The sequence below is a fragment of the Kitasatospora sp. NPDC059648 genome, from assembly GCF_042734825.1.
Taxonomy (GTDB): Bacteria; Actinomycetota; Actinomycetes; order Streptomycetales; family Streptomycetaceae; genus Kitasatospora.
Map to the genome: position 1 here is coordinate 1 of NZ_JBHWDU010000038.1, position 18,741 is coordinate 18,741.

An 18,741-nucleotide genomic window follows, 5' to 3' on the forward strand; every position below is an offset into this window, starting at 1 on the left:
GACGCGTCCCCACCGACGACAACGACTGACAGCGAGACCACGACTGGCCCTCAACTGAACCGTTGGAACCGGCCCGTTTTCAGCCGTCGCCGACAGGGCCGACCTTCGGCATCGCCGTCGCGGCCGGTGCAACCGGCACGGCTGTTTCAACCATGAGCTCCACTCTGCTGATCCTGGCCGCATTCGCCGCTCTCGGCCTGCTGCCCGCGTCGCGGCTGCCCCGGCGCCCGGCCCACCGGGAGGGAGACGCCACGGCCGCCGTGCCCCCGGCGCAAGCACCAGCACCACAGGCGGTACCCGCCCGGCACCCAAGCAGTTGAGCCACCGCCGAACACGCCCAGGCTGGTCCGGTCGTGCACCGGACCGGCCGAGCCCCAGCGCGAACTGATCGCGGCGCACACCGACGACGGGCCCGCCTCCGCCCACGCCGCCCGGGAGACTCCTGGCGAGCGCGCCACGGCCGCCGCCCTGTGGGCTGCCGCGGCGCCGGCCGCAGGGCCGTCACCGCCCCACGGCTCACTGGGCGGCGAAGTGCCGCGACGACTCCGCCGGGGCCGACAGTCGACGGATCGTCCCGCCCGGCGGGACCGGCGAACTTTTTCTGCGCCCGTGACATCCCGGGACCGGGTGCGCTCCGTCGGAGTGGGCAGAGACGAACGGAGGGCACGCCCTGTGCGTAGCGCAGACCTGGAGGAGTTCCGCGGCTTCGCCGAGGACCGGTTGCCGCACCTGCGGCGGACCGCGTACCTGATGTGCGGCGACTGGCACCACGCCGAGGACATCACGCAGACCGCACTGACCAAGATGTACACGGTGTGGGGCAGACGGCACCGGATCGCCAACGTGGAGGCCTATGCCCACCGCGTGCTGACCCGGACCTGCATCGACCACACCCGGCGACGCTGGCGGCGGGAGGACCCGACACCCGCGATGCCCGACCGGCCCGGCCCGGGCACCGACCCCTCGCTCGGTCTGCAGGTCCGCACCGCGCTCGCCGCCCTGCCGCCTCGTCAACGGGCCGTGGTGGTCCTGCGGTACTGGGCCGACCTGGACATCGCGAACACCGCCAAGGCCCTCGGCTGCACCACCGGAACCGTCAAGAGCAACACCGCCCGCGCACTCACCAAACTGCGCACCCTGCTCGGCGACACCGACCCGTTCGACGAACTGACCACCGCCCCGACCCCCCTGAAGGACGTGCTGTGACCCACGACAACGCCCTCGACCCGCAGGACGAAGTGCGCACCCTCCTCGCGGCCGGCCTCGGCGCCGAACCGACACTGCGCCCCGGCACGGTGGACGCGGCGGTCGCGGCCGGACGCCGCCGCCGCGGCACCCGCCTAGCCGTGCGCGCCGGCGCCGGGGTGGCCGCCACCGCCGCCCTCGCCGCCCTGGTGGCGAACCTGCCCGGTGTCACCACCCCCGCCCCCGGCACCTCGGGCGCCCCGGTGGCGGCCGCCGACCCGCTGACCGGCCCGCTCACCCTGGCCGGCTCCGCCGACGCCACCCCCGAGGCGCTGCGCCCGGACTCCTTCGGCCCCGGCAGCGGCCGCGCCACCGACTGGACCAGCGAGCGCCTGGGAAGCACCCTGGCCTCCCTGCTCCCGGACGGTGCCAAGACGGTGCGCGCCGGCGACATCCCGGGCCGCAGCTTCCGGGTCGGCTGGCAGTCCCCGGCCGGCCCGGTGGACTTCGTCGGCGGCGCCGAGCGCACCGCCGACGCGCCGAAGGTCCCGTTCTGCGCCGCCATCGCCCTGCCGAAGGTCACCGCACGCCCCGGCGTGCCCGCCCCGCAGGATGCCGCCCCGCGCACCGACTGCCACCTGGTCGAGCTGCCCTCCGGCGCGCGCGGCGAGGCCGTGACGCTGACCGCCCGCCAGGACGGGCGCGCCTCCCAGTACGTCCGCCTCCAGCGCGCCGACGGCCGGACGGTGACGCTCCAGCAGTGGGCCGGACAGCCGGACGCGGGCCTGGACGAGGCCGCCCTGCTGGCGATCGCCGACGCCGCCGCCTGGCAGTTCTGACCGCCCCCACACCGGGGGGCCCGGTGCAGCCCCCGCTGGCTGGAGCGGCTCTGACAGCGCCGGTCGCCGCCCGCTCCACTGGCACGAACAGGCCCCCGGCATGCTGCTGACCAGCAGGCCGACCGCCAGGGCCATGGGGAGGTGCGGCGCACCAGGCGACCGCACCTCCCGGTACTCCGGCCGGACTTCTCCATCGTGGCCTGGAAACACTCCTCGACTGTCCAGCGCATCCCGGCGGTCCGCACGAGCTCCCGGTCCGGGACGCTGTGGTAGCCGAGCGCGTAGAGGTTCCGGGACGGGGCCCAGGTGTTGTAGCAGTAGAGGGTGGTTGCGCTTGACCGTCATGTGGGCCGGCGGGATGGCGAGCACGTACGCCGCGCCGTCCGCACGGGAGGAGAGCGGCTGGTCGTAGGCGTAGACGTAGTTGAAGCGCACGTCGGTGAGCGTGCCCGCGCGGTACAACTGCACGGCCGCATCGGTGATCGCCGGGTGGCGGTGGTCTCCAGCCAGCCCGCGGTGAACCTGTGCGAGGCGCCCGGGTACTTCGCGGCGAGGGCCGCGATCTTCAACTTGACGTTCGCGGTGAACTGCTTGAAGGGCTCGGCCCCCTGCCACACGGAGTCGCTCATCTGGAAGTTGATCACCTTGTCCACCCCGATGGCGGCGGCGGACGCCATGAACTCACTCGTCCGGCCGGGGACGATCATGCTGGCGCCGTCGGTCGGCCAGTTCAACCCGTGGTGGCCGCCGGCCGCGCACGGGTGCGCGGGGACGTTCGGGCACGGGTCGGTGTTCATCACGGTTGCCAGATTCGGGTTTTCGCCCCTGGACACCAGCACCAGGTACACCGGTCGGCCGGCCGCCTTGTGCTCCAGGATCGACCCGGCCAGGCCCAGCGCCTCGTCGTCCTGGTGCGGCGAGTAGAAGGTCGCCGGCGGGGTCGCCGCCGAGGCCTTCCCCGCACCCAGTCCCGTGCCCAGCACCGTCGCCCCGGCCAGCGCACCCGCCGTCAGCAGCTGCCGTCGTGACACGACCCCATACCCGTTCCCCACCATCGCCACCTCCCGGTCCGGCCGGACTGTCCCGTGCTCAGCTCCCCGACCGTCAGGGCTCATCAGGCTCGACGGGACGGACGACACCGACCGGTTCACCGGCAGTTCCCGGGGCGGGTGGTCGGAAGCGCGGCCGGTGCTGCCGACCGATGTGCGGCGGCCGGCTTCCGTGTGAGCAGGCTCGCACCGAGAAGAAGCCGGGCCCGCGGCCTCACATGATGTAACGATTCACTATCTGGTAGCGACACCCCGGGGCAGTCACCGCCGAGCCCGTACACCCCGTACGGCGGCCCAGTGCCGGAGAGCCGCCCCGTCGGTCCGTGTGCGCCGTCGGCGGCGCGCCCTGGTGACCCGTCACCACAGCGGCGGCCGCTGTGGCGCCCGTGCCATCGCAGGAGAACCGAGGGGGAGGCTGCCAGCGCTCGGAGCTGGGGAACGCCACGAACACGGGCCCGAGGTGCGGGAATTGATCTGTTGACGTCGTGCAGGATGGTTTGGAACGGGGGTCGTGGCGTCGGTGGAGAGGGCCGTAGGCCCCTCTTCGGCGTGTCTGGATTGGATTTCTGTGCGGGGTCCTACATCAGGTCGCTGATGACCGGGTGATCTGAGGAGCGGGAGCAGGTGAAGATGCGCATGGTCTCTCCTCGCCCGAGTACGACGTCGGTCGGCTCCTGGCACTGACGCCGATCGCGTGGGCTGCCTTCGAGAAAGCCGACAGGCGCCCAGCTTTTCGTGCCCCCGTCCCATTCCCTGCTGGCGATCGCGGCCACGAAGCGCATCTCGCTCCCGCACGTGCCGCACCGCACCGGGCCGTAGTAGCCCTGGTAGTTCCAGGGCTCATGGCCACCGAGCTTCCAGCCCGGGGCTGTCGACAGGTCCCAGGAGTAGCGGGATTCGTATTCTTCGGGGTAGTCGGGATCGGGGAAGGTCGCCATCTCCCATTCCTCGACCCGGGCCTCGAACTCCTCGCCCAGGACACCCGGGTGCGGGTACTCGGTCACCGGCTCCGGCCGCAGCAGGCACGGGGCGGGCAGATAGCCGGGCTCACCGATGGCCACCGGTTCCGGCGGCGTCAGAAAGCGGTCTCCCAGGTCAGCGGTGTGGCGGTAACGGACCTGGACCCACGGGCCGGCGATTCCGTTGTAGGGCACCCCCCGAGCGTCGTAGGAGTGCTGGAACGGACACCACAGGATCTGAAGGATGTCCATGCCCTCCGGAAAACCGTCGTACCAGGGCACGTCACGCGCATACACCTGCATTACGGGCAGCAAGGGCCACGACGCGTCCGCGGGTATCCGGTCCCAGGTGATCTCACCGTGGTAGGCGAACGTTGTCGACCGATCACCTCGGACGTTGGCGGGGCGATGAAGCTGCCTGTGCATCGGATGACGGCCACCCGGGCAGGTCGGCCATGTCTCATCCTCCGGCCAGGCCAGCGGCCCTCCCGCGGAGCTGTCACGCGGGCCCGGATCCGCCGCCGCAGGGTGCAGCCGGACCGCTGTCCTTGCATGGGCGGCGAGCTCGGGAAAGACCGACGTGACATCCAACGGCCGCGGCGGAGACACAGGGGCTTTCATCGCCGCCCCCGACGGTGTCCCGCGTAGCCAACGCGGCCGTGAGGAAGACCATCAGACGACCATGGCGTCTGGACCGGACAAGCAGGCTTTTTCTTGATCACACGCGGCATCGTACGGAGGTGCATTCTCCCGCAACAGTGGAGCCTGCGGCTTCAAGACCACGGCGGTGGGTCCACGGTTCCACAGACGTCCGGCAGCTTTACAAGCTCGGCCGCCTCGCGCACCTCGGGGGTCCGGGCCACCGGACGCCCGGTGCGACGCCACGAACGCGCCGCACGTTTCCCTGTCCGCCGGTAGCTGGAGGGTCCGTGCGGTCCATACCGAGGCCGACGGGTCCATTCCGAGGCCGACGAGCACAACTTGGGACGGCCTGGTAGCAGCTCCTTCCCGCCAACCCGTAGGCACTGCCCGCTGCCATCGCCGCGCCCGCCACGACGCCGACGCCGACGAATGGCCCACGGTCCGCCGCCCAGAACACAATTGACGGAGTGAGTACTCACTCCGTAAGGTGAGGGTATGGCAGAGACTTCTCCCGCTCCCTCTCGGCGCCGTGCGGCGCCCATGGAACCCGACCAGCGCCGCGCGATGATCGTCGCCGCGGCCCTTCCCCTCGTCATCGAATACGGCGCCTCCGTGTCCACGGCGAAGATCGCGCGCGCCGCAGGCATTGGAGAGGGCACGATCTTCCGGGCCTTCGCCGACAAGGACGCCCTGCTCGCGGCCTGCATGGCCGAGGCGGTACGGCCCGACGACACCCTCGCCCACCTGGAATCGATCGCACTGGATCAGCCACTGGCGGCCAGGCTCACCGAGGCGGCCGAGGTGATGCGCGGCTACATGACGCGCATGGGCGCCGTTGCCGGCGCCCTCGCGTCGGCCGGGCGACTGGAACGCCCTGCACCTGCCAATCCCGCCAAGGGCGGCCGTTTCCCGGATCGCGAAGCCAGCCTCGCAGCGCCCCGTGCAGCCCTGGCCGCCCTGTTCGGCCCCGACCAGGACTCCCTGCGGCTGGCCCCGGAACGGCTCGCGGACGCCTTCCAGCTCATGCTCATGTCTGCCGGCCGCCCCGGCGCCCCGGATCCACTGACCACCGAAGAACTGGTGGACCTCTTCCTCAACGGCGCGCTCACGATCCCGGCGGAGGCCCGGTGACCACAACTGACGCGTACGACGCGCTCATGCCCCGGCGCCGGACGGCGATCACGGCTGCCCTGCTGGGCTGCGCCTTCCTGGCCCTGCTGGACGGAACCGTCGTCGGCACCGCCCTGCCGCGCATCGTCGAGCAGATCGGCGGTGACGGTTCCTGGTACGTCTGGCTCGTCACCGCCTACCTGCTCACCTCCTCGGTCAGTGTCCCGGTCTACGGCCGCTTCTCCGACCTGTACGGCCGCCGCCGGTTACTGCTCGGCGGACTCACCGTGTTCCTGATCGCCTCGCTCGCCTGCGGGCTGGCCGGGTCCATAGCGGTGCTGATCGCCTCCCGTGCCGTGCAGGGTCTGGGTGCCGGAGCCCTGCTCACCCTCGGCATGGCCCTGATCCGCGACCTCCATCCGCCCTCCCGGACGCAGGGACTCATCCGGATGCAGACGGTCATGGCCACGATGATGGTGCTCGGCATGGTGGGCGGCCCGATCATCGGCGGCCTGCTGGCCGACCACGCCGGCTGGCGCTGGGCGTTCTGGCTCAACCTCCCCGTCGGCCTCGCCGCCTCGGCCGTCCTTGCCCGGTTCCTGCCCGACCGCCGCCCCGCCGCAACGCCGTCCGGCCGCCTCGACGTGGCCGGGATCGCGCTGCTCGCCGCCGGCCTCTCCCTGGCTCTGACCGGCCTCAGCCTCAAAGGCAACTCCGCCGCCGGACACCCCCCGTCCTGGACCGACCCCACCGTCGCGGGCTGCCTGCTCAGCGGCCTGGCGCTGCTCGCCCTGCTCGTTCCCGTCGAGCGGCGCGCGGCCGTTCCCGTACTGCCCATGCGACTGTTCCAACGTCGCACCTACGTTGCCCTACTGGCCGCCGGCTTCTTCTTTCAGGTCGCAGCGCTGCCGGCCGGAGTCTTCCTACCGCTGTACTTCCAGCATGTCCGCGGCCACTCGGCCACCGTCTCCGGTCTCCTACTCCTCCCCCTGCTCATCGGCATGACGCTGGGCAACCGGCTTACCGCCAGTGCCGTCCTGCGCAGCGGACAGGCAAAGCCCGCACTGCTGACCGGGGCCGGGCTGCTCACCCTCGGCACCTCCGCCTTCTTCACTCTGGACACCGCGACACCGACGACGTGGACGTGCGTATGGCTGCTCATCATTGGACTGGGCACCGGACCGGCCATGGGCGGCATCACCATCGCGACCCAGAACTGCGTCCCGCACGCCGACATGGGCACCGCCACCGCAGGCTCCGCCCTCACCAAGCAGATCGGCGGCGCATTCGGTCTGGCATGTGGCCAGTCCCTGATGAGCCATCACACCACGCCCGCGGCCGCGATCGGATCCACCATCGCCTGGAACGGTGCCGTCGCCGGACTGCTCGCCCTCGCGACGCTCCTCCTCATGCGCAACATCACCATCCCCACACCAGCGGGCCGCGGTATCGAGCCAGCGGTCCGCACCGCGACGCCGGCGACCGGCGAGCCCGCTGCATGACCCAAGCGATCGTCTGGCGACCGGCGGTCGGGGCGTCCAATGAATCCGGACATTCCGGTGCATCGAGGCAGTGCCAATCCAACCGGATCCGTTGGTGGTTGATGCCAGGGTCCGACGACCCCACGGCACCGCTCCCCACCCGGAGCCGGGGCAGCGCCCGATGGACCTTCTCGGCGTATCCGGCCGGTGGTTCGGTTACGGCCCACGGCGAATACGTCGGCCAGGATGCCGGCCTGCGCCAACGCGGTCTCCGGCCGCTTGCGGCTGGGGAGACCACTCGTGGTGTGCAGGGCGATCGTGTCCCAGACGATCCCGATCCGCGCCCTGCTCATTCCCTGCCGGTCCAGGAACTGGGCGGCGAGGTCGGCACCGCCGACCTCGAACCTGGTCCTCCAAGCCCCCGCACCCGTCGTCGCCCGGGCCCTCGGCTACCACGACAAGACCACCACCCAGCTCGTCACCGAGGCGGGCGGCGCCTGGAGCCGATACGCTCCGGGCAGCTGTTGAGGCCCGGCACCGACAGCAGCCCCTCGTCCTGCAGGATGAAAACCCGCCTCCAGCGTCAGCTCACCAGCCCGAGCCCCTCAGGGAGGGCGGCCACCACGAGGGCGACGGCTTCCTCCGGCGTCTCGGTGCGCGCGACCAACTCCCCGCCTCGGCGCCGCACCCCGTACAGCCGCTCGTCGTGCGGGAACAGGCCGAACCCGACCTGCCCCTCCCAGAGGCCGTACCCGACTTGGCTCTTCTCGGAAGGCTCGATTCTGGTGGAGAACCACACGTTGAAGTGGCTGGTGATCGGCGTCAGCCTGCGGAGCGCCGGTTGGGCGTACGCTGCCACCAACAGCGCGTTCGTGCGAGGGGTCCGGCCCCAACACGACGTATGAAAGCGGTCGAGCTTGACGTGCCACACCAACTCGACTGCGCCGAAAGGCTCTTGCTCGTGCGCCAGGGCCCACGGGCGGAACTCGACGCACGGGGCCTGGGCTTTGGTATCTATCAGCCCCGCACCGCTGATCCACGCCGCTGTTGCCCTGACCACTTCGGCCGGCTCCGCGATCCACCCACCGGCCATGGTCACGCCGTGGCTTTGCAGGCGCATCCAGAAGCCCCCGCACTGCTCGCCGGGCGGATACACCGACAACAGCTGCGAGCCCTCAGTCTGCTCGTAGGGCGGATACACCGTCACCCGTCGGCCGAGCCCCTCATCGCCATACGTCGCGATGGCCGAAACCTCACTGTCCGGCTCGGGCAGAACAACCCCGAGGCCCTCCGCTGTACACGTCAACACCTCCCCGAGTACCCCGTTGACCCACTGACGCTCGCCTGCCCCCGCCCTGAAGCCCACCTCCTCAGTATGCCGCGTGGCAGCGCCCGGTCTGCCTGAGCCGGCGCCAGGCGGCCCGGGCGGCGGCGGTGCGCTGGTCGCGGCCGTCCGTAAACCAGGGGTGTGTACTAGCAGTACACCCTTTTGGTGCGTATCATGTGTTCATGCCTCTTCCTCGTTTCGACCGCCTGCCCGCCGAACGCCGGGAGCACATCCTGGGCGTCGCGCGTCGGCACTTCGCCGAGCACGGCGCCGAAGGCGCCTCCTACAACAAGATCATCGAGGCGGCAGGAGTCTCCAAGACCGCCGCCTACCACTACTTCGACGGCCGGGAGGACCTGCTCACCGCGGTCCTCGACGGAGTCCTCGACCGACTGCTGGACGCCCTCGGACCCTGGGAACCGGCCCGCGACGAGGAGGACTTCGGCGCCCGGTTCACCGCTGGATCCGCCGCCCTCGCCGCCCACCTGCGGGACCACCCCGAGGACCTGGCCCTCGCCGACGCTGCCATTGGGCGCAGCGACGGAAGCCTGTGGCTCGACTGGTTCGGCGCCCTGGTCACGGACGGCCGTCGGCTCGGGATGATCGGTACCGATGTGGACCACGCACTGATGGTGTCGGTGACCGCCGCCGTCGTCCGGGCCGCGGACGCCTGGGCCGTGGCCCTGATGGCGAGCGGATCCCTCGAAGGCCTCCCGGAGGGTGCCCCCCCGGACCAGCTGTGGCGCCTCCTGCGCGGCCTGTGGGGTGCAGCGGCGACCGCGGCCCCCGGACAGGAGCCGAACGATGCGCACTGACCTGAGGATCTCCTGGGAGATACCGGCCACCCCGTCCGGCCTCGCCGGCCGCCTGGAACGGTTCATGGGCCCGGGCAAGTCCCGCTCCGAATCCGCGGTGGAGACCATTGGCCTCCTCGGCTGTGCCCTGCTGCTGGCCGCCGGACTGTGGCGCTCGGGAGCCGCACGCGACTGGTCGACGGGGCAGCTCGTCGTGGTCGCCCTGGCCGGGCTCGACCTGATCGGCGGAGTCCTGACCAACGCCACCAACGCCGCGAAGCGCTGGTACCACCGGGCCGACCCGGCGGCGCGGCGCGCCCGGCTGCTGTTCGTCTCGGCGCACCTGATCCACCTCGCCGCGATGGGGCTGTACGTCCTGTCCGGCGACCTCGCCTGGACCTCGGCGAATGCCGCGCTGCTCCTCGGCGGGGCGGTGGCGGTGGAGTTCGCGCCCGTCCACCTGAGGCGGCCCGTGGCGATGGCGGTGTTGATGGCAGCCGTCCTGGTCAACCTGTTCTGGCTGCCGGTGCCGGCCGCGCTTGCCTGGTTTGCACCACTGTTCTTTCTCAAACTGCTCGTCTGCCACCTCGTGCCCGAGGCGCCCCTGGAGCGGGGGCGGGATGTCTGAGGACCTGGCTGCCGCGGCCTCCCGCCGGATCGACACCGACCCCGACCCGGCCGCCTGCGCCGATCTGCTGGCCGCCGCGTTCGCCCGGGAGCCGGCCGTCTCCTGGATCTGCGGCGGCGCGCACTCCGCCCGCGCTCGCTGGTTCCGCGCCACCCTGCGCACCCACGCCGGCCTCGCCGGGGCCCGCCGTGCGGCTCTGGTGGACACCGACGGACGGCTCCTGGCGGCAGTCGTCCTGACCCCGCCGGGCGCGACCCCGCCCGCTGGCGCCCGCGCGCTCTGGGCGGCCCGGACCCTGCTGAGCAGCGGGCCGCGTGCCCTCGGCCGGACCCTGCGTTATCTGGACGCCACCGAGGGCGGGGCCCCCGCGGGGGCCTGGACCCTGGAGTTCGTCGGAGTCCGCCCGGACCTCACCGGGCGTGGAGTGGGCCGCGCCCTCCTGGACCACGTCCTGACGACGACGCCGGGAGCAGTCCACCTGACCACGGCGGACCCGGCGAACGTCCCCCTATACCGCCACTTCGACTTCACGACGCTCGGCGAGACCCCGCTGGGACCGCTGACCGTCACATCGATGGCCCGCGTACCGAGCTAGAAGACTCATGAGGGCCTCGGGGTTCTGGCCCCGCCGTGAGCGGCGGGGCCAGACTCTTCGTTGTGGTGACGGGGGAATGGGCCGGGGAGACGGTCGGTCCGGATGTATGGGAGGTCTGCCTGGAGTTGAGATCCATGACGTTTTGAAATTGGCATTTGCCCCGGTCCTCGCCAGGGCTTCGAGATCAACTCATTGCCCCTTTTACGCGTATCTGGGTCACACCCCGTGATCCCCGCGAGTTCGCGGAAACTGAAGGTCCTTCGGCATGAACCCGAGGGCGGTTTGACCTGATTCTGGGGGCCGAGCCCGTGGGTTCGTGGTCAACTCGCTGGGCCGGTCTCGGCGGCCAGGTCGAGCCGAGCGGGCTGAAGTCGGCGACGACCGGAGTCCAGTCGTTGGCGTACGCCGCTGGCGACGCAGTCGTGATGAGTGCGTCCGGCGAGGTTAGGTGCGAACAAATCCGGCTGGGTCGGCCAGGTAGCGGTCGAGGTCCGGATCTTCGTGAACTGCGCAGAACTTGTCGTGAATGTGCCATGCCGGGCCGAGTTCGGTGCGAAGGCGGCCGAGCGCTTGGTGTACCGCCTCGTTGAAGTCGTGGCATTCCGCTTCACGCCACGGTCCCGGGTGCGGGGGGTAATCCCAGTTCAACGACGTATCGTAGCGAGCTATCAGCCTGCTCAGGTCCTCGCGGAGGTCGTGACTGATCGGTAGTCGGTCCAGGTCAACCGGCTGCCCCCATACCTCCCAGTCCTCCGGGGCCGCCCACAGGACTGCGCCTGATCCTGCGTCGAAGAAGAACCTGGCGGTGGGCATGGCATCGACCTCTCGATCTGTATATCCGTTCAAGCAGCCACCACGGTACTCAATGAGACCGGCGCAGCAGCCCCACAGTCTCCGGTTGCGGCTGACGCCTCGCCTTCATCCCGATCGCAGATCGATCGGACGAAGTGAGAACTCCTCGGGCGTCCTGAAACTCCGTCACCGGATCCGAGAACACTCCAAAGGAGGCCGAACACCCTGGCCACGGGGAAAAGGGTCAAGCAGGGCTCAGGGGAACTCACGGGATGTCGCGCACCTGCTCCACCGCAGACCAGCAACCGGCCGTCACACAGGCCCGGCAATCGCTGCGCGGGCCGGGACCCAACAACGAGAACTCGTAGGTCGGTCGGCCAGCACCTCTCGCCGCCCCGGCCCGAGGTCGTATCCGACGACCTCCACGGGACGCCCGTCGAAGAATTTCCGGACATGTGACTCGACGGCCTCTGGCGCCGGCACCCTCGCAACGCTCACCGCGCGATCATGCCGGACCGTCGACAGGCCACTCCCACTGATCACCCAGTGTCATGAAGCGCTGGCACCAGCCTCAAATCGCGACACCTCAACATGCGAGCTCACCAGTCCGTCCAGCGGTCGGACCGCCGGTGGCGGGCCGATGGGAAAGGCAGGTGCGCTGCGACCAGGGCGTCTGTCATCCTCGGGCGCGTGCCAGCCGATCACCATCCCGGTCCCCTCCCGCGAGGGCTTGACCGGCCGGTCCCTCGAAGGGATCTGGCAGGCGCTCAAAGTGTTCCGCGATTCCGACGTCGACCCCGGCAAGCTCGAGATCACCACGATGAAGGGGCCGAAGCGGGCGGTGCGCCGTCACGGCCCCGTCCAAGGCCACCGCACCGATCTGCACGGCGGCCGCCGGTTTCCGCCGGAGGAATACTGAAGATGAACTCGTGATGTCGGCCGAAGGGAGCGTCTCGTCCAGCTTGGTGCAGCTCCGTGTCTGCTCCGCCCGCTACCTCTGAATTCGCCTGCCGCCGTCCCACGATCTGCGCTGATACTTCGGCATGAGCAGAATCGCGCAGGTCATCGTGTTGGCGCCGGACGCGGATGAGGTGATGGGGCCGCTGACCCAGCCGGACGACTCACGCAGCTGGCAGGGCTGTTTCGAGCAGCTCGACCTCTTCATCGGTGGGTGGGTGATTGAGTTCAACCGAATGCGTCCACGGTCGGGACTGCTTCGGCACCTGGAGTCCCTGGCCTGGCCGCACCCGGAGAGCGTGCAGGTGTTGATCCAGGGCGAGGAGGGCGACTGCTTCGGGCTCTGGATGATGCGGGACGGCGTCCTGACCGAGGTGCCCGTTCCCGGCCATCGGCGTCTTCACCCCCCGGCGCCGGCCACCGATGAGTTCCCGCCCGGCCCAGGCCTGCTGTGGCGGACACGGACGGCCATCCCCACTGGGTTCTCCACAACGCGCCAGGACCAGCGCCCCGCTTGGTAAGGCTCACTCCGCTCAGGTGATGCCGGTGTCGACTGGGTCAGTCGTTCAGGGACGAGCGAAGGGGCGGGGATGGACTCAAGGTCCATCGTGGGGACACCGCACTCACCCCGCAGCGGGATGGCGTGGCCGCGGGCAACGGCGAGGGCTGGCTCGAAAGCTTTAACCCTGTCGCGGCCGGTGCGCGGGCGGAACGTTCAGCACGCAAGTGCCCCCGCGCGAGGCGTTTCTACCCGGGGAAGCTGTCGATGAACGCTTCCTGCCCTCCGGCCAGGTCGAGTGGCTGGAGATCCGCGTCGTAGTCGATCCACCACACGACGGGGGTTTGCGGCGCCAGCTCGTGCAGCACGGTGTAGATGACGGTCAGCGGTGCGGAGTGCGGTGCCCGGTCTTCGAACGAGAAGGCACCGTGCCGCAGGTTGAACGACAGTTCTGCCTGTTGTCCGGGCTCGACCTCGGCTTCGATCTCCAGGAAGTTCTCGAACGCGCCGCTCACCGTGGAGGCCGGCCAGTGCCTGCGGACGCAGTCCTTCACCTGCTCGCCGGTGAAGGTCCACGGTCCGGCGTGCTCGCGGTCGGCGCTGACGTAGAAGGTGGATCCCACGGGGTGTTCTCGTTTCTCTCGGCGGTGCAGGGGCCTGTGCTGGGTCAGGGTTCGATGCGGACGCGCCCGGTGACGCCCTGGGCGGTCATGAGGGCCTGGAAGTAGGAGCTCGCCTTCGCGTCGTTGGTGATGAGTTCGAGGTGGTTGACCTTGTTACGGGGATCCTTCAGGGCGGAGGCGTACTTCTCCAGTTTCTTCGCCTCGCCGTCCATGGTGTTCTCGTACACGAAGTCGAACACGCCGTCGGCGTTGTTCAGCCGGAACGGCGATTTGCAGCTCTTCTGCTGGCCGATGTACTTGGCGTCGATCGCGGCTCCGTCCTCGGGCCGGACCCCGTCGGCGTCCATCCCCAGCTCACGGCCGGTCTCCGGGTCCTTGACGTTGGTGTACAGCCGATACTCGGTCGACCCGGCCACCCTGACCTGGTAGCCGCGCCGCGCGTCGATCTTCGGGTCGCCCTTGACCGACGGACCCAGGGCCTGGAAGGTGCGGCCGTCCTGTTCCATCTGCGCCATCCACGTGCGGATGGCGGCCTGCTGCTGCGGCGGCAGCAGCGGGAACGGGCTGGTCGGGTCATGCGGCAGCGGCGGCATCCCGGGGGTGACCGTGAACGGAGGCGGCTTGGGACCCGGTGCGGCGGCGGCGTCCGTCGCACCGGCCAGCACAACGGCGGTGGCGGTCGCCGCCGTCAGCGTCGCGCCGACCGGGATGAGGCTGGCGGCGGCGCTGTCGACCACGGCCGCGGCCTCGGCGAGCACAGCGAGCTCTGCGCTCCCCTCCACCGCCGCGGTCATGGCGACCGCCGCGGTGCCGGCCTCGGCGGCGATCGCGGCCTCGCCCCCGGCGGCCGCCAGGTCGGAGCCGCCGAGGGTGAAGACCGTCAGGAGGATGCCCGCGCCCGCGACGAGACCGGCGGCGACGGCCAGGTCCTCCAGCTTGTCGCGCAGGTCCTCGACCTCCTTCGCGTACGCCTCGCAGGCCTGCCCCAGCTTGAACGCCGCGTTCGTCATGCTGTTGAGCAGCGGGCCCTCGGTGGCGCAGCCGTCGTGCACCTTCGCCCAGTTCTGCGCGAAAGACGTGACAGCGCTGGAGGTGCTGGAGGCGGTGACCCGCTGCACGCGCTTGTCGCCCTCGGTCCCCAGCCGGCTGATCAGTGCCGCGAAGTGCTTCCAGTCGGCGGCGGCCTTGCGGAGCCTGTCCACGTCGCCCTGCGGCCAGAACTTGCGCAGGATCTCGTGGACGGCGCCGGTGTCGTTGTGCCCGGCGGCCGAGCTCAGCTTGGCCTTGGCGGCCTGTTCGTCACATTGGGGGTCGGTTGTCTCGGGGAGCTTCTGCGGGGCCATCATCGAGGCCGCGACGTCCGCGTCGGTCTGCAGGTAGGAGAGCGCCATGGTGTAGAGGCCGTTGGCGGTTCCGCCGAGCTGGCCGATGACCTGGGCCATCGCGTCGGCGACCTTCTGCGCGGCGGGGTCGTACTTGGCGGCGAACTTCTTGCCCGCGTCGTCGTCACCCGCCATACCCGCGTAGTCGTCCATGGTGACCACCAGGCTGCGGTACAGCTGGGCGGCCGCGTTGTGCAGGTCGCTGAAGCCGGCGGAGGACAGGATCATGTCGGCCGGTTTGACATGGAAGCTTGTCATCAGACCCCCCGGTTTGTCCGTGCCCGTCCACGGTAGCAAGGGCCTGCACCCACCGGGTTCGCTGGTACTCAGGTGCTGATCTGGAATCAGGGCTCGGCGAGCATCCACGTTCGCGGACACACTCGGCTCGCCCCTACCCGCCGCTGGCGCGGTCGCTGCGGAGGCGGAAGCCGGGTCGGGCCGGCTGTTCCCAGGTCAGCGCGAAGTCGCCGCCGGGGTAGCAGGCATAAGGCGGAGGGCCCTACTTGTAAGACTGCCGGACGTTGGTGGCACATGGATCTCCGACTACGACGGAGCCCTGCCGTGCCCCCTTCGCAGCAACAGCACCAGGACCGCCGGGCCCAGCGACGCCTGGCGGTCCTGCGACACGCCGAGGAGGTCACCGGGAACGTCTCGCTGACCTGCCGGTACTACGGAATCAGCCGCAACCGCTTCTACCGGTGGCAACGGCGCTACCAGGAGGAAGGCATCGAGGGCCCGCGCGACCGCTCCAGCACGCCGCACCACAGCCCCAACGCCACCGACGCCGACGTCGTGAACGAGATCGTCTATCTGCGGCAGAACTACCACTTCGGCCCGATGACGATGCAGATGTACCTCAAGCGCTACCACGGCATCGACATCGCCTGCTCCGCCGTCTACCGCATCCTCAAACGGCTGGGCCTGTAACGGCTGCCCTCCTCCCAGCGCTACAAGCGCCACGACCAGCGCCACACCCACTACAGCCTGGTCGTCGAAGTCCTTCGGGGCAGCGGTGGGCACGATGTCGGAGGGCTGCTCAGACGTCGAGGCGGGGGAGTAGGGCTCGCAGATGCGGCCGAGGGCTGCTTCGGGGCGCCCGCGAAGGCTCCGGTGCGGGGCGGGTCCTCTGTACTTGTCTGGCGAGGTAGAGGCAGTGCCCCGTGCGGGACGTACGGCACGCCCCGGCGCTCGCCGACCCCGAGGGTCGGACGCCGGCGCCACTGGCGGCGGTCGCGCCCCGCGTGGCCGCAACCCTCACTCCGAACGCCGGCAGTTGTTCTTGAACGGTCACTCATGTATGTTTGCCTCATGCCCAGACCCCGAGAGTTCGAGCCCGACACCGTCCTTAACGTGGCCATGCTGCGGTTCTGGGAGCGCGGGTACCGGGCGACGTCCATCGAAGATCTGGTGAAGGCGACCGGGGTCAAGCCGGGGAGCCTCTACAGCGCCTTTCCGGGCGGCAAGCACGCACTGTTCCTGGCGTCGCTGGAGCGTTACTCCAGGCTGGTCGTCCCCGAGAAACTGGGCGAGTTGGAGGCTGTGGGCGCCTCAGTGGCCGAGATCCGCGGCTACTTCGACGGGCTGGTGCGCGACCTGCTCAGCCCCGAGGGCCGACAGGGTTGCCTGCTCGTCAACACGGCGATCGAGAAGGCCGCCGAGGACGACGAGGCGGCGGCCGTCGTGCGTGGCCACATGGCCCGGCTCGAACGGTGCATGACCCACGCGCTGGAGAACGCCGCTCGCAGGGGCCAGGTGCGCGCCTCGCTGGACTGCGCCGGCAGCGCCAAGCTGCTGGTCGCGACATGCCAGGGGCTGATGGTCGTCGGGAAGGCGAATCCCGACGAGACGCTCCTGCGGGCGATCGTCGACAACGCCTTCACTGCTCTCGCCTGACAGGTCAGGCACACGGGCCACTGTACGCGGTGGCTCTTTTTTCGCGCCGATAGTTGAATAAGTGCTCAAGAATGGAGCCGGGACATGAAGGCCATCGTCATATCCGCCCACGGCGGCCCCGAGGTTCTCACCCTCACCGAACTGCCCGACCCGGTGCCCGCCGACGGCGAAGTGCTGATTCGGGTCAAGGCGTTCGGCCTCAACCACGCCGAGGCGTACATGCGCAGCGGCGCCTGGGGGAAGGTCGCCGCCGTCCCCGGGATCGAGTGCGCCGGGGTGGTCGAGGCGGACCCATCCGGTGAACTCCCCGTCGGGACCAGGGTCGTGGCGATCCTCGGCGGCATGGGACGGACCCGCAACGGAAGCTACGCGGAACTGGTGACCGTGCCGGCGACCAACGTGGTGGCCGTGCGTTCGTCGCTTGACTGGGCCGATCTGGCAGCTGTGCCCGAGGTGTACGCAACGGCGTGGAGCGGACTGTTCGGCAATCTGGACCTACGACCGGGCGAGACCGTCCTGGTGAGGGGAGCGACCTCATCGCTCGGCCAAGCCGCCGTCAACCTCGCGGTCGACCACGGCGCAACCGTGCTCGCCACGACCCGGGACCCGCAGCGGGCGCCGGTGTTGAAGGAGCTCGGGGCCGCCGACGTGCTCATCGACGACGGCGCGCTCGCCGACCAGATCTCGGAACGGGAGATCAGCGTCGACGCGGTGTTCGACGTAGTCGGCAACAGCGCCCTGCGCGACTCGTTGGCCCTGGTCCGGCCGCGCGGCCAGGTGTGCCAGGTCGGCTTCCTGGGCGGATTCGAGCCGGTGCGGGACTTCGACCCGATCGCCGATCTCCCCAGCGGGGTCCGACTCAGCTTCTTCGGCAGCGCCTTCGTCCTGGGCACCCCCGCATTCCCGCTCACCGACGTACCGTTGGACGAGATCTACACCAAGGTCGACGTCGGTGCCCTCCGGGCCCGTCCCACCCGGGTCTTCCGGTTCGACGAGATCGTCGAAGCCCACCGGGCCATGGAGGCAGGAGAGGCCCTCGGCAAGATGGTCGTCACCCTCGGCTGAGCTCCCAGGCCCTCCGTCAGAACCAGGGCGTGGACGCACCTCACGGCCCGCTCCGCCCTGACCTGGCGACGCCGGGCTTCTGAGCCACCGAGGCAGGGCAGCCCGGCGGGCGGCGGCCGTGCGCTCCGGATGCGGAACCTTGACCGGCCCGATCGGCCGGTCAAGGTTCCGTACGGTGCACGGCTCCTCCGGCAGAGCCCCGCACCGTCAGCAGGGGACGACGAGCCCGTCGGCGTCGGGGCCGGCCCCCGGCGACCAGGCCTCGCGCCGCTGGGGCCGGCGTCAGGGCCCGCCCGCGCGCTCGGGGGGCGGCCTGCGGCCTTGCCCCGCTCAAGTGGGTGACGCCCGAGAACACCTCTACCTCGCCGCCCTCCCGAACGACGCCCCAGGGGTGCTCGGGCAGCCCGGTGTACTTCGCCAGGAATGTGCGCAGCTCGTCGGTCGGGAGACGAGCCAGTTCCCGAGGCAGGCCGATGCCCCGCATCCGCCGGAGAACGGCATCAGCGCCCGGCAGGAATGTGGTGCGCCGAGCTCGGCGACCTGGCGGGCCGCGCGCGGCCGGCCGTCCTGCTGGGCCGCGAGGAATCCTCTCCCGCCTCGTCGCGGCCGCCCCCTCGCACAGGACCCGTTCGGCCCGGCCGATCTGTTCTCCGTCGTCGACCCCACCGCTGCTGCCGTCGCCGCGATCCCGCCGAAAGACGGAGGGCGCACCCCCTGAACGGCGGGTGTCAATTCCGACATCCGGGCCGCTTTCCGGCGGCCCGACATGAAATGTCGCGCATTCAACCAAATAAATGCCGGAATTCTTCGTGCGGGACCGGCGACGGGCCGCCGGGCCGGCCGCCGTGAGACCCACCTCACCCTGGCTCGCCTCGGGCCGACGACGGGCCGACAGCAAGGGCTCGGGTCGTATCCGCACCG

Annotated in this window: 19 protein-coding genes; 13 read left to right on the plus strand and 6 right to left on the minus strand. The window is 70.4% G+C overall.

Translation table 11 applies throughout. From position 1 onward, the window contains the following. Positions 1 to 672 precede the first annotated feature (672 nt). Positions 673 to 1,206, plus strand: a complete 534-nt coding sequence (locus tag ACFV1W_RS22340; RefSeq protein WP_380418963.1) for a SigE family RNA polymerase sigma factor — start codon at positions 673 to 675, stop codon at positions 1,204 to 1,206. Beyond that, on the plus strand, positions 1,203 to 2,024 hold the full coding sequence (locus tag ACFV1W_RS22345) for a hypothetical protein (protein WP_380418964.1): 822 nt from the start codon (positions 1,203 to 1,205) through the stop codon (positions 2,022 to 2,024). Before ACFV1W_RS22340 ends, ACFV1W_RS22345 begins: the two co-directional genes overlap by 4 nt. Positions 2,025 to 2,365: 341 nt before the next feature. Here the strand turns inward: ACFV1W_RS22345 and ACFV1W_RS22350 are convergent, their stop codons facing one another. Next, positions 2,366 to 3,055 (minus strand): PIG-L deacetylase family protein, encoded by a 690-nt coding sequence (locus ACFV1W_RS22350; protein WP_380418965.1) that lies wholly within the window; start codon positions 3,053 to 3,055, stop codon positions 2,366 to 2,368. A gap of 596 nt (positions 3,056 to 3,651) precedes the next feature. Continuing rightward, complete coding sequence (locus tag ACFV1W_RS22355) at positions 3,652 to 4,335, minus strand: hypothetical protein (RefSeq protein WP_380418966.1); 684 nt, start codon at positions 4,333 to 4,335, stop codon at positions 3,652 to 3,654. 879 nt (positions 4,336 to 5,214) lie between these two features. Between ACFV1W_RS22355 and ACFV1W_RS22360 the strand changes: the two genes are divergently transcribed. The 3 genes from ACFV1W_RS22360 to ACFV1W_RS22370 all read left to right on the plus strand — a co-directional run bounded on the left by ACFV1W_RS22360 (position 5,215) and on the right by ACFV1W_RS22370 (position 7,793). Further along, complete coding sequence (locus ACFV1W_RS22360; protein ID WP_380418967.1) at positions 5,215 to 5,805, plus strand: TetR/AcrR family transcriptional regulator; 591 nt, start codon at positions 5,215 to 5,217, stop codon at positions 5,803 to 5,805. Continuing rightward, positions 5,802 to 7,286 (plus strand): MFS transporter, encoded by a 1,485-nt coding sequence (locus ACFV1W_RS22365; RefSeq protein WP_380418968.1) that lies wholly within the window; start codon positions 5,802 to 5,804, stop codon positions 7,284 to 7,286. The genes ACFV1W_RS22360 and ACFV1W_RS22365 overlap by 4 nt, the downstream gene beginning before the upstream one ends. A 297-nt stretch (positions 7,287 to 7,583) precedes the next feature. Next, positions 7,584 to 7,793 (plus strand): hypothetical protein, encoded by a 210-nt coding sequence (locus ACFV1W_RS22370; protein ID WP_380418969.1) that lies wholly within the window; start codon positions 7,584 to 7,586, stop codon positions 7,791 to 7,793. 55 nt (positions 7,794 to 7,848) lie between these two features. Here ACFV1W_RS22370 and ACFV1W_RS22375 read toward each other — a convergent pair whose 3' ends face one another. Next, the gene (locus ACFV1W_RS22375) at positions 7,849 to 8,631 is read right to left on the minus strand and encodes a DUF6193 family natural product biosynthesis protein (protein WP_380418970.1); all 783 of its coding nucleotides are present in this window, start codon (positions 8,629 to 8,631) and stop codon (positions 7,849 to 7,851) included. Between the two features lie 143 nt (positions 8,632 to 8,774). Between ACFV1W_RS22375 and ACFV1W_RS22380 the strand changes: the two genes are divergently transcribed. The 3 genes from ACFV1W_RS22380 to ACFV1W_RS22390 are packed head-to-tail and all read left to right on the plus strand — an operon-like array spanning position 8,775 to position 10,609. After that, positions 8,775 to 9,407: a TetR/AcrR family transcriptional regulator gene (locus ACFV1W_RS22380; RefSeq protein ID WP_380418971.1), complete on the plus strand. Its 633-nt coding sequence runs from the start codon at positions 8,775 to 8,777 to the stop codon at positions 9,405 to 9,407. Beyond that, on the plus strand, positions 9,397 to 10,014 hold the full coding sequence (locus ACFV1W_RS22385) for a hypothetical protein (RefSeq protein ID WP_380418972.1): 618 nt from the start codon (positions 9,397 to 9,399) through the stop codon (positions 10,012 to 10,014). The genes ACFV1W_RS22380 and ACFV1W_RS22385 overlap by 11 nt, the downstream gene beginning before the upstream one ends. Next, entirely contained in the window at positions 10,007 to 10,609 is a 603-nt protein-coding gene (locus ACFV1W_RS22390) for a GNAT family N-acetyltransferase (RefSeq protein ID WP_380418973.1), read from the plus strand. The genes ACFV1W_RS22385 and ACFV1W_RS22390 overlap by 8 nt, the downstream gene beginning before the upstream one ends. 444 nt (positions 10,610 to 11,053) lie before the next feature. Here ACFV1W_RS22390 and ACFV1W_RS22395 read toward each other — a convergent pair whose 3' ends face one another. After that, entirely contained in the window at positions 11,054 to 11,422 is a 369-nt protein-coding gene (locus ACFV1W_RS22395) for a hypothetical protein (protein WP_380418974.1), read from the minus strand. A 619-nt stretch (positions 11,423 to 12,041) separates the two neighbouring features. Here ACFV1W_RS22395 and ACFV1W_RS22400 point away from each other — a divergent pair. Further along, on the plus strand, positions 12,042 to 12,320 hold the full coding sequence (locus tag ACFV1W_RS22400) for a DUF6939 family protein (RefSeq protein ID WP_380418975.1): 279 nt from the start codon (positions 12,042 to 12,044) through the stop codon (positions 12,318 to 12,320). Between the two features lie 124 nt (positions 12,321 to 12,444). Beyond that, positions 12,445 to 12,879: a hypothetical protein gene (locus ACFV1W_RS22405; protein ID WP_380418976.1), complete on the plus strand. Its 435-nt coding sequence runs from the start codon at positions 12,445 to 12,447 to the stop codon at positions 12,877 to 12,879. A 226-nt stretch (positions 12,880 to 13,105) separates the two neighbouring features. Here the strand turns inward: ACFV1W_RS22405 and ACFV1W_RS22410 are convergent, their stop codons facing one another. Together ACFV1W_RS22410 and ACFV1W_RS22415 are read right to left on the minus strand one after the other, a co-directional pair. After that, the gene (locus tag ACFV1W_RS22410; protein ID WP_380418977.1) at positions 13,106 to 13,480 is read right to left on the minus strand and encodes a hypothetical protein; all 375 of its coding nucleotides are present in this window, start codon (positions 13,478 to 13,480) and stop codon (positions 13,106 to 13,108) included. Positions 13,481 to 13,524: 44 nt separating this feature from the next. Next, positions 13,525 to 15,120, minus strand: coding sequence for a restriction endonuclease fold toxin-2 domain-containing protein (locus ACFV1W_RS22415; RefSeq protein ID WP_380418978.1), 1,596 nt, complete (start codon positions 15,118 to 15,120; stop codon positions 13,525 to 13,527). Positions 15,121 to 15,423: 303 nt separating this feature from the next. Here ACFV1W_RS22415 and ACFV1W_RS22420 point away from each other — a divergent pair, with 303 nt between their 5' ends. From ACFV1W_RS22420 to ACFV1W_RS22430, 3 genes are all read left to right on the plus strand, one after another. Then, positions 15,424 to 15,789 (plus strand): helix-turn-helix domain-containing protein, encoded by a 366-nt coding sequence (locus ACFV1W_RS22420; RefSeq protein ID WP_380418979.1) that lies wholly within the window; start codon positions 15,424 to 15,426, stop codon positions 15,787 to 15,789. A gap of 381 nt (positions 15,790 to 16,170) precedes the next feature. After that, on the plus strand, positions 16,171 to 16,755 hold the full coding sequence (locus ACFV1W_RS22425) for a TetR/AcrR family transcriptional regulator (RefSeq protein ID WP_380418980.1): 585 nt from the start codon (positions 16,171 to 16,173) through the stop codon (positions 16,753 to 16,755). Positions 16,756 to 16,839: 84 nt separating this feature from the next. Then, on the plus strand, positions 16,840 to 17,820 hold the full coding sequence (locus ACFV1W_RS22430) for a zinc-binding dehydrogenase (protein ID WP_380418981.1): 981 nt from the start codon (positions 16,840 to 16,842) through the stop codon (positions 17,818 to 17,820). Positions 17,821 to 18,741: the final 921 nt, after the last annotated feature.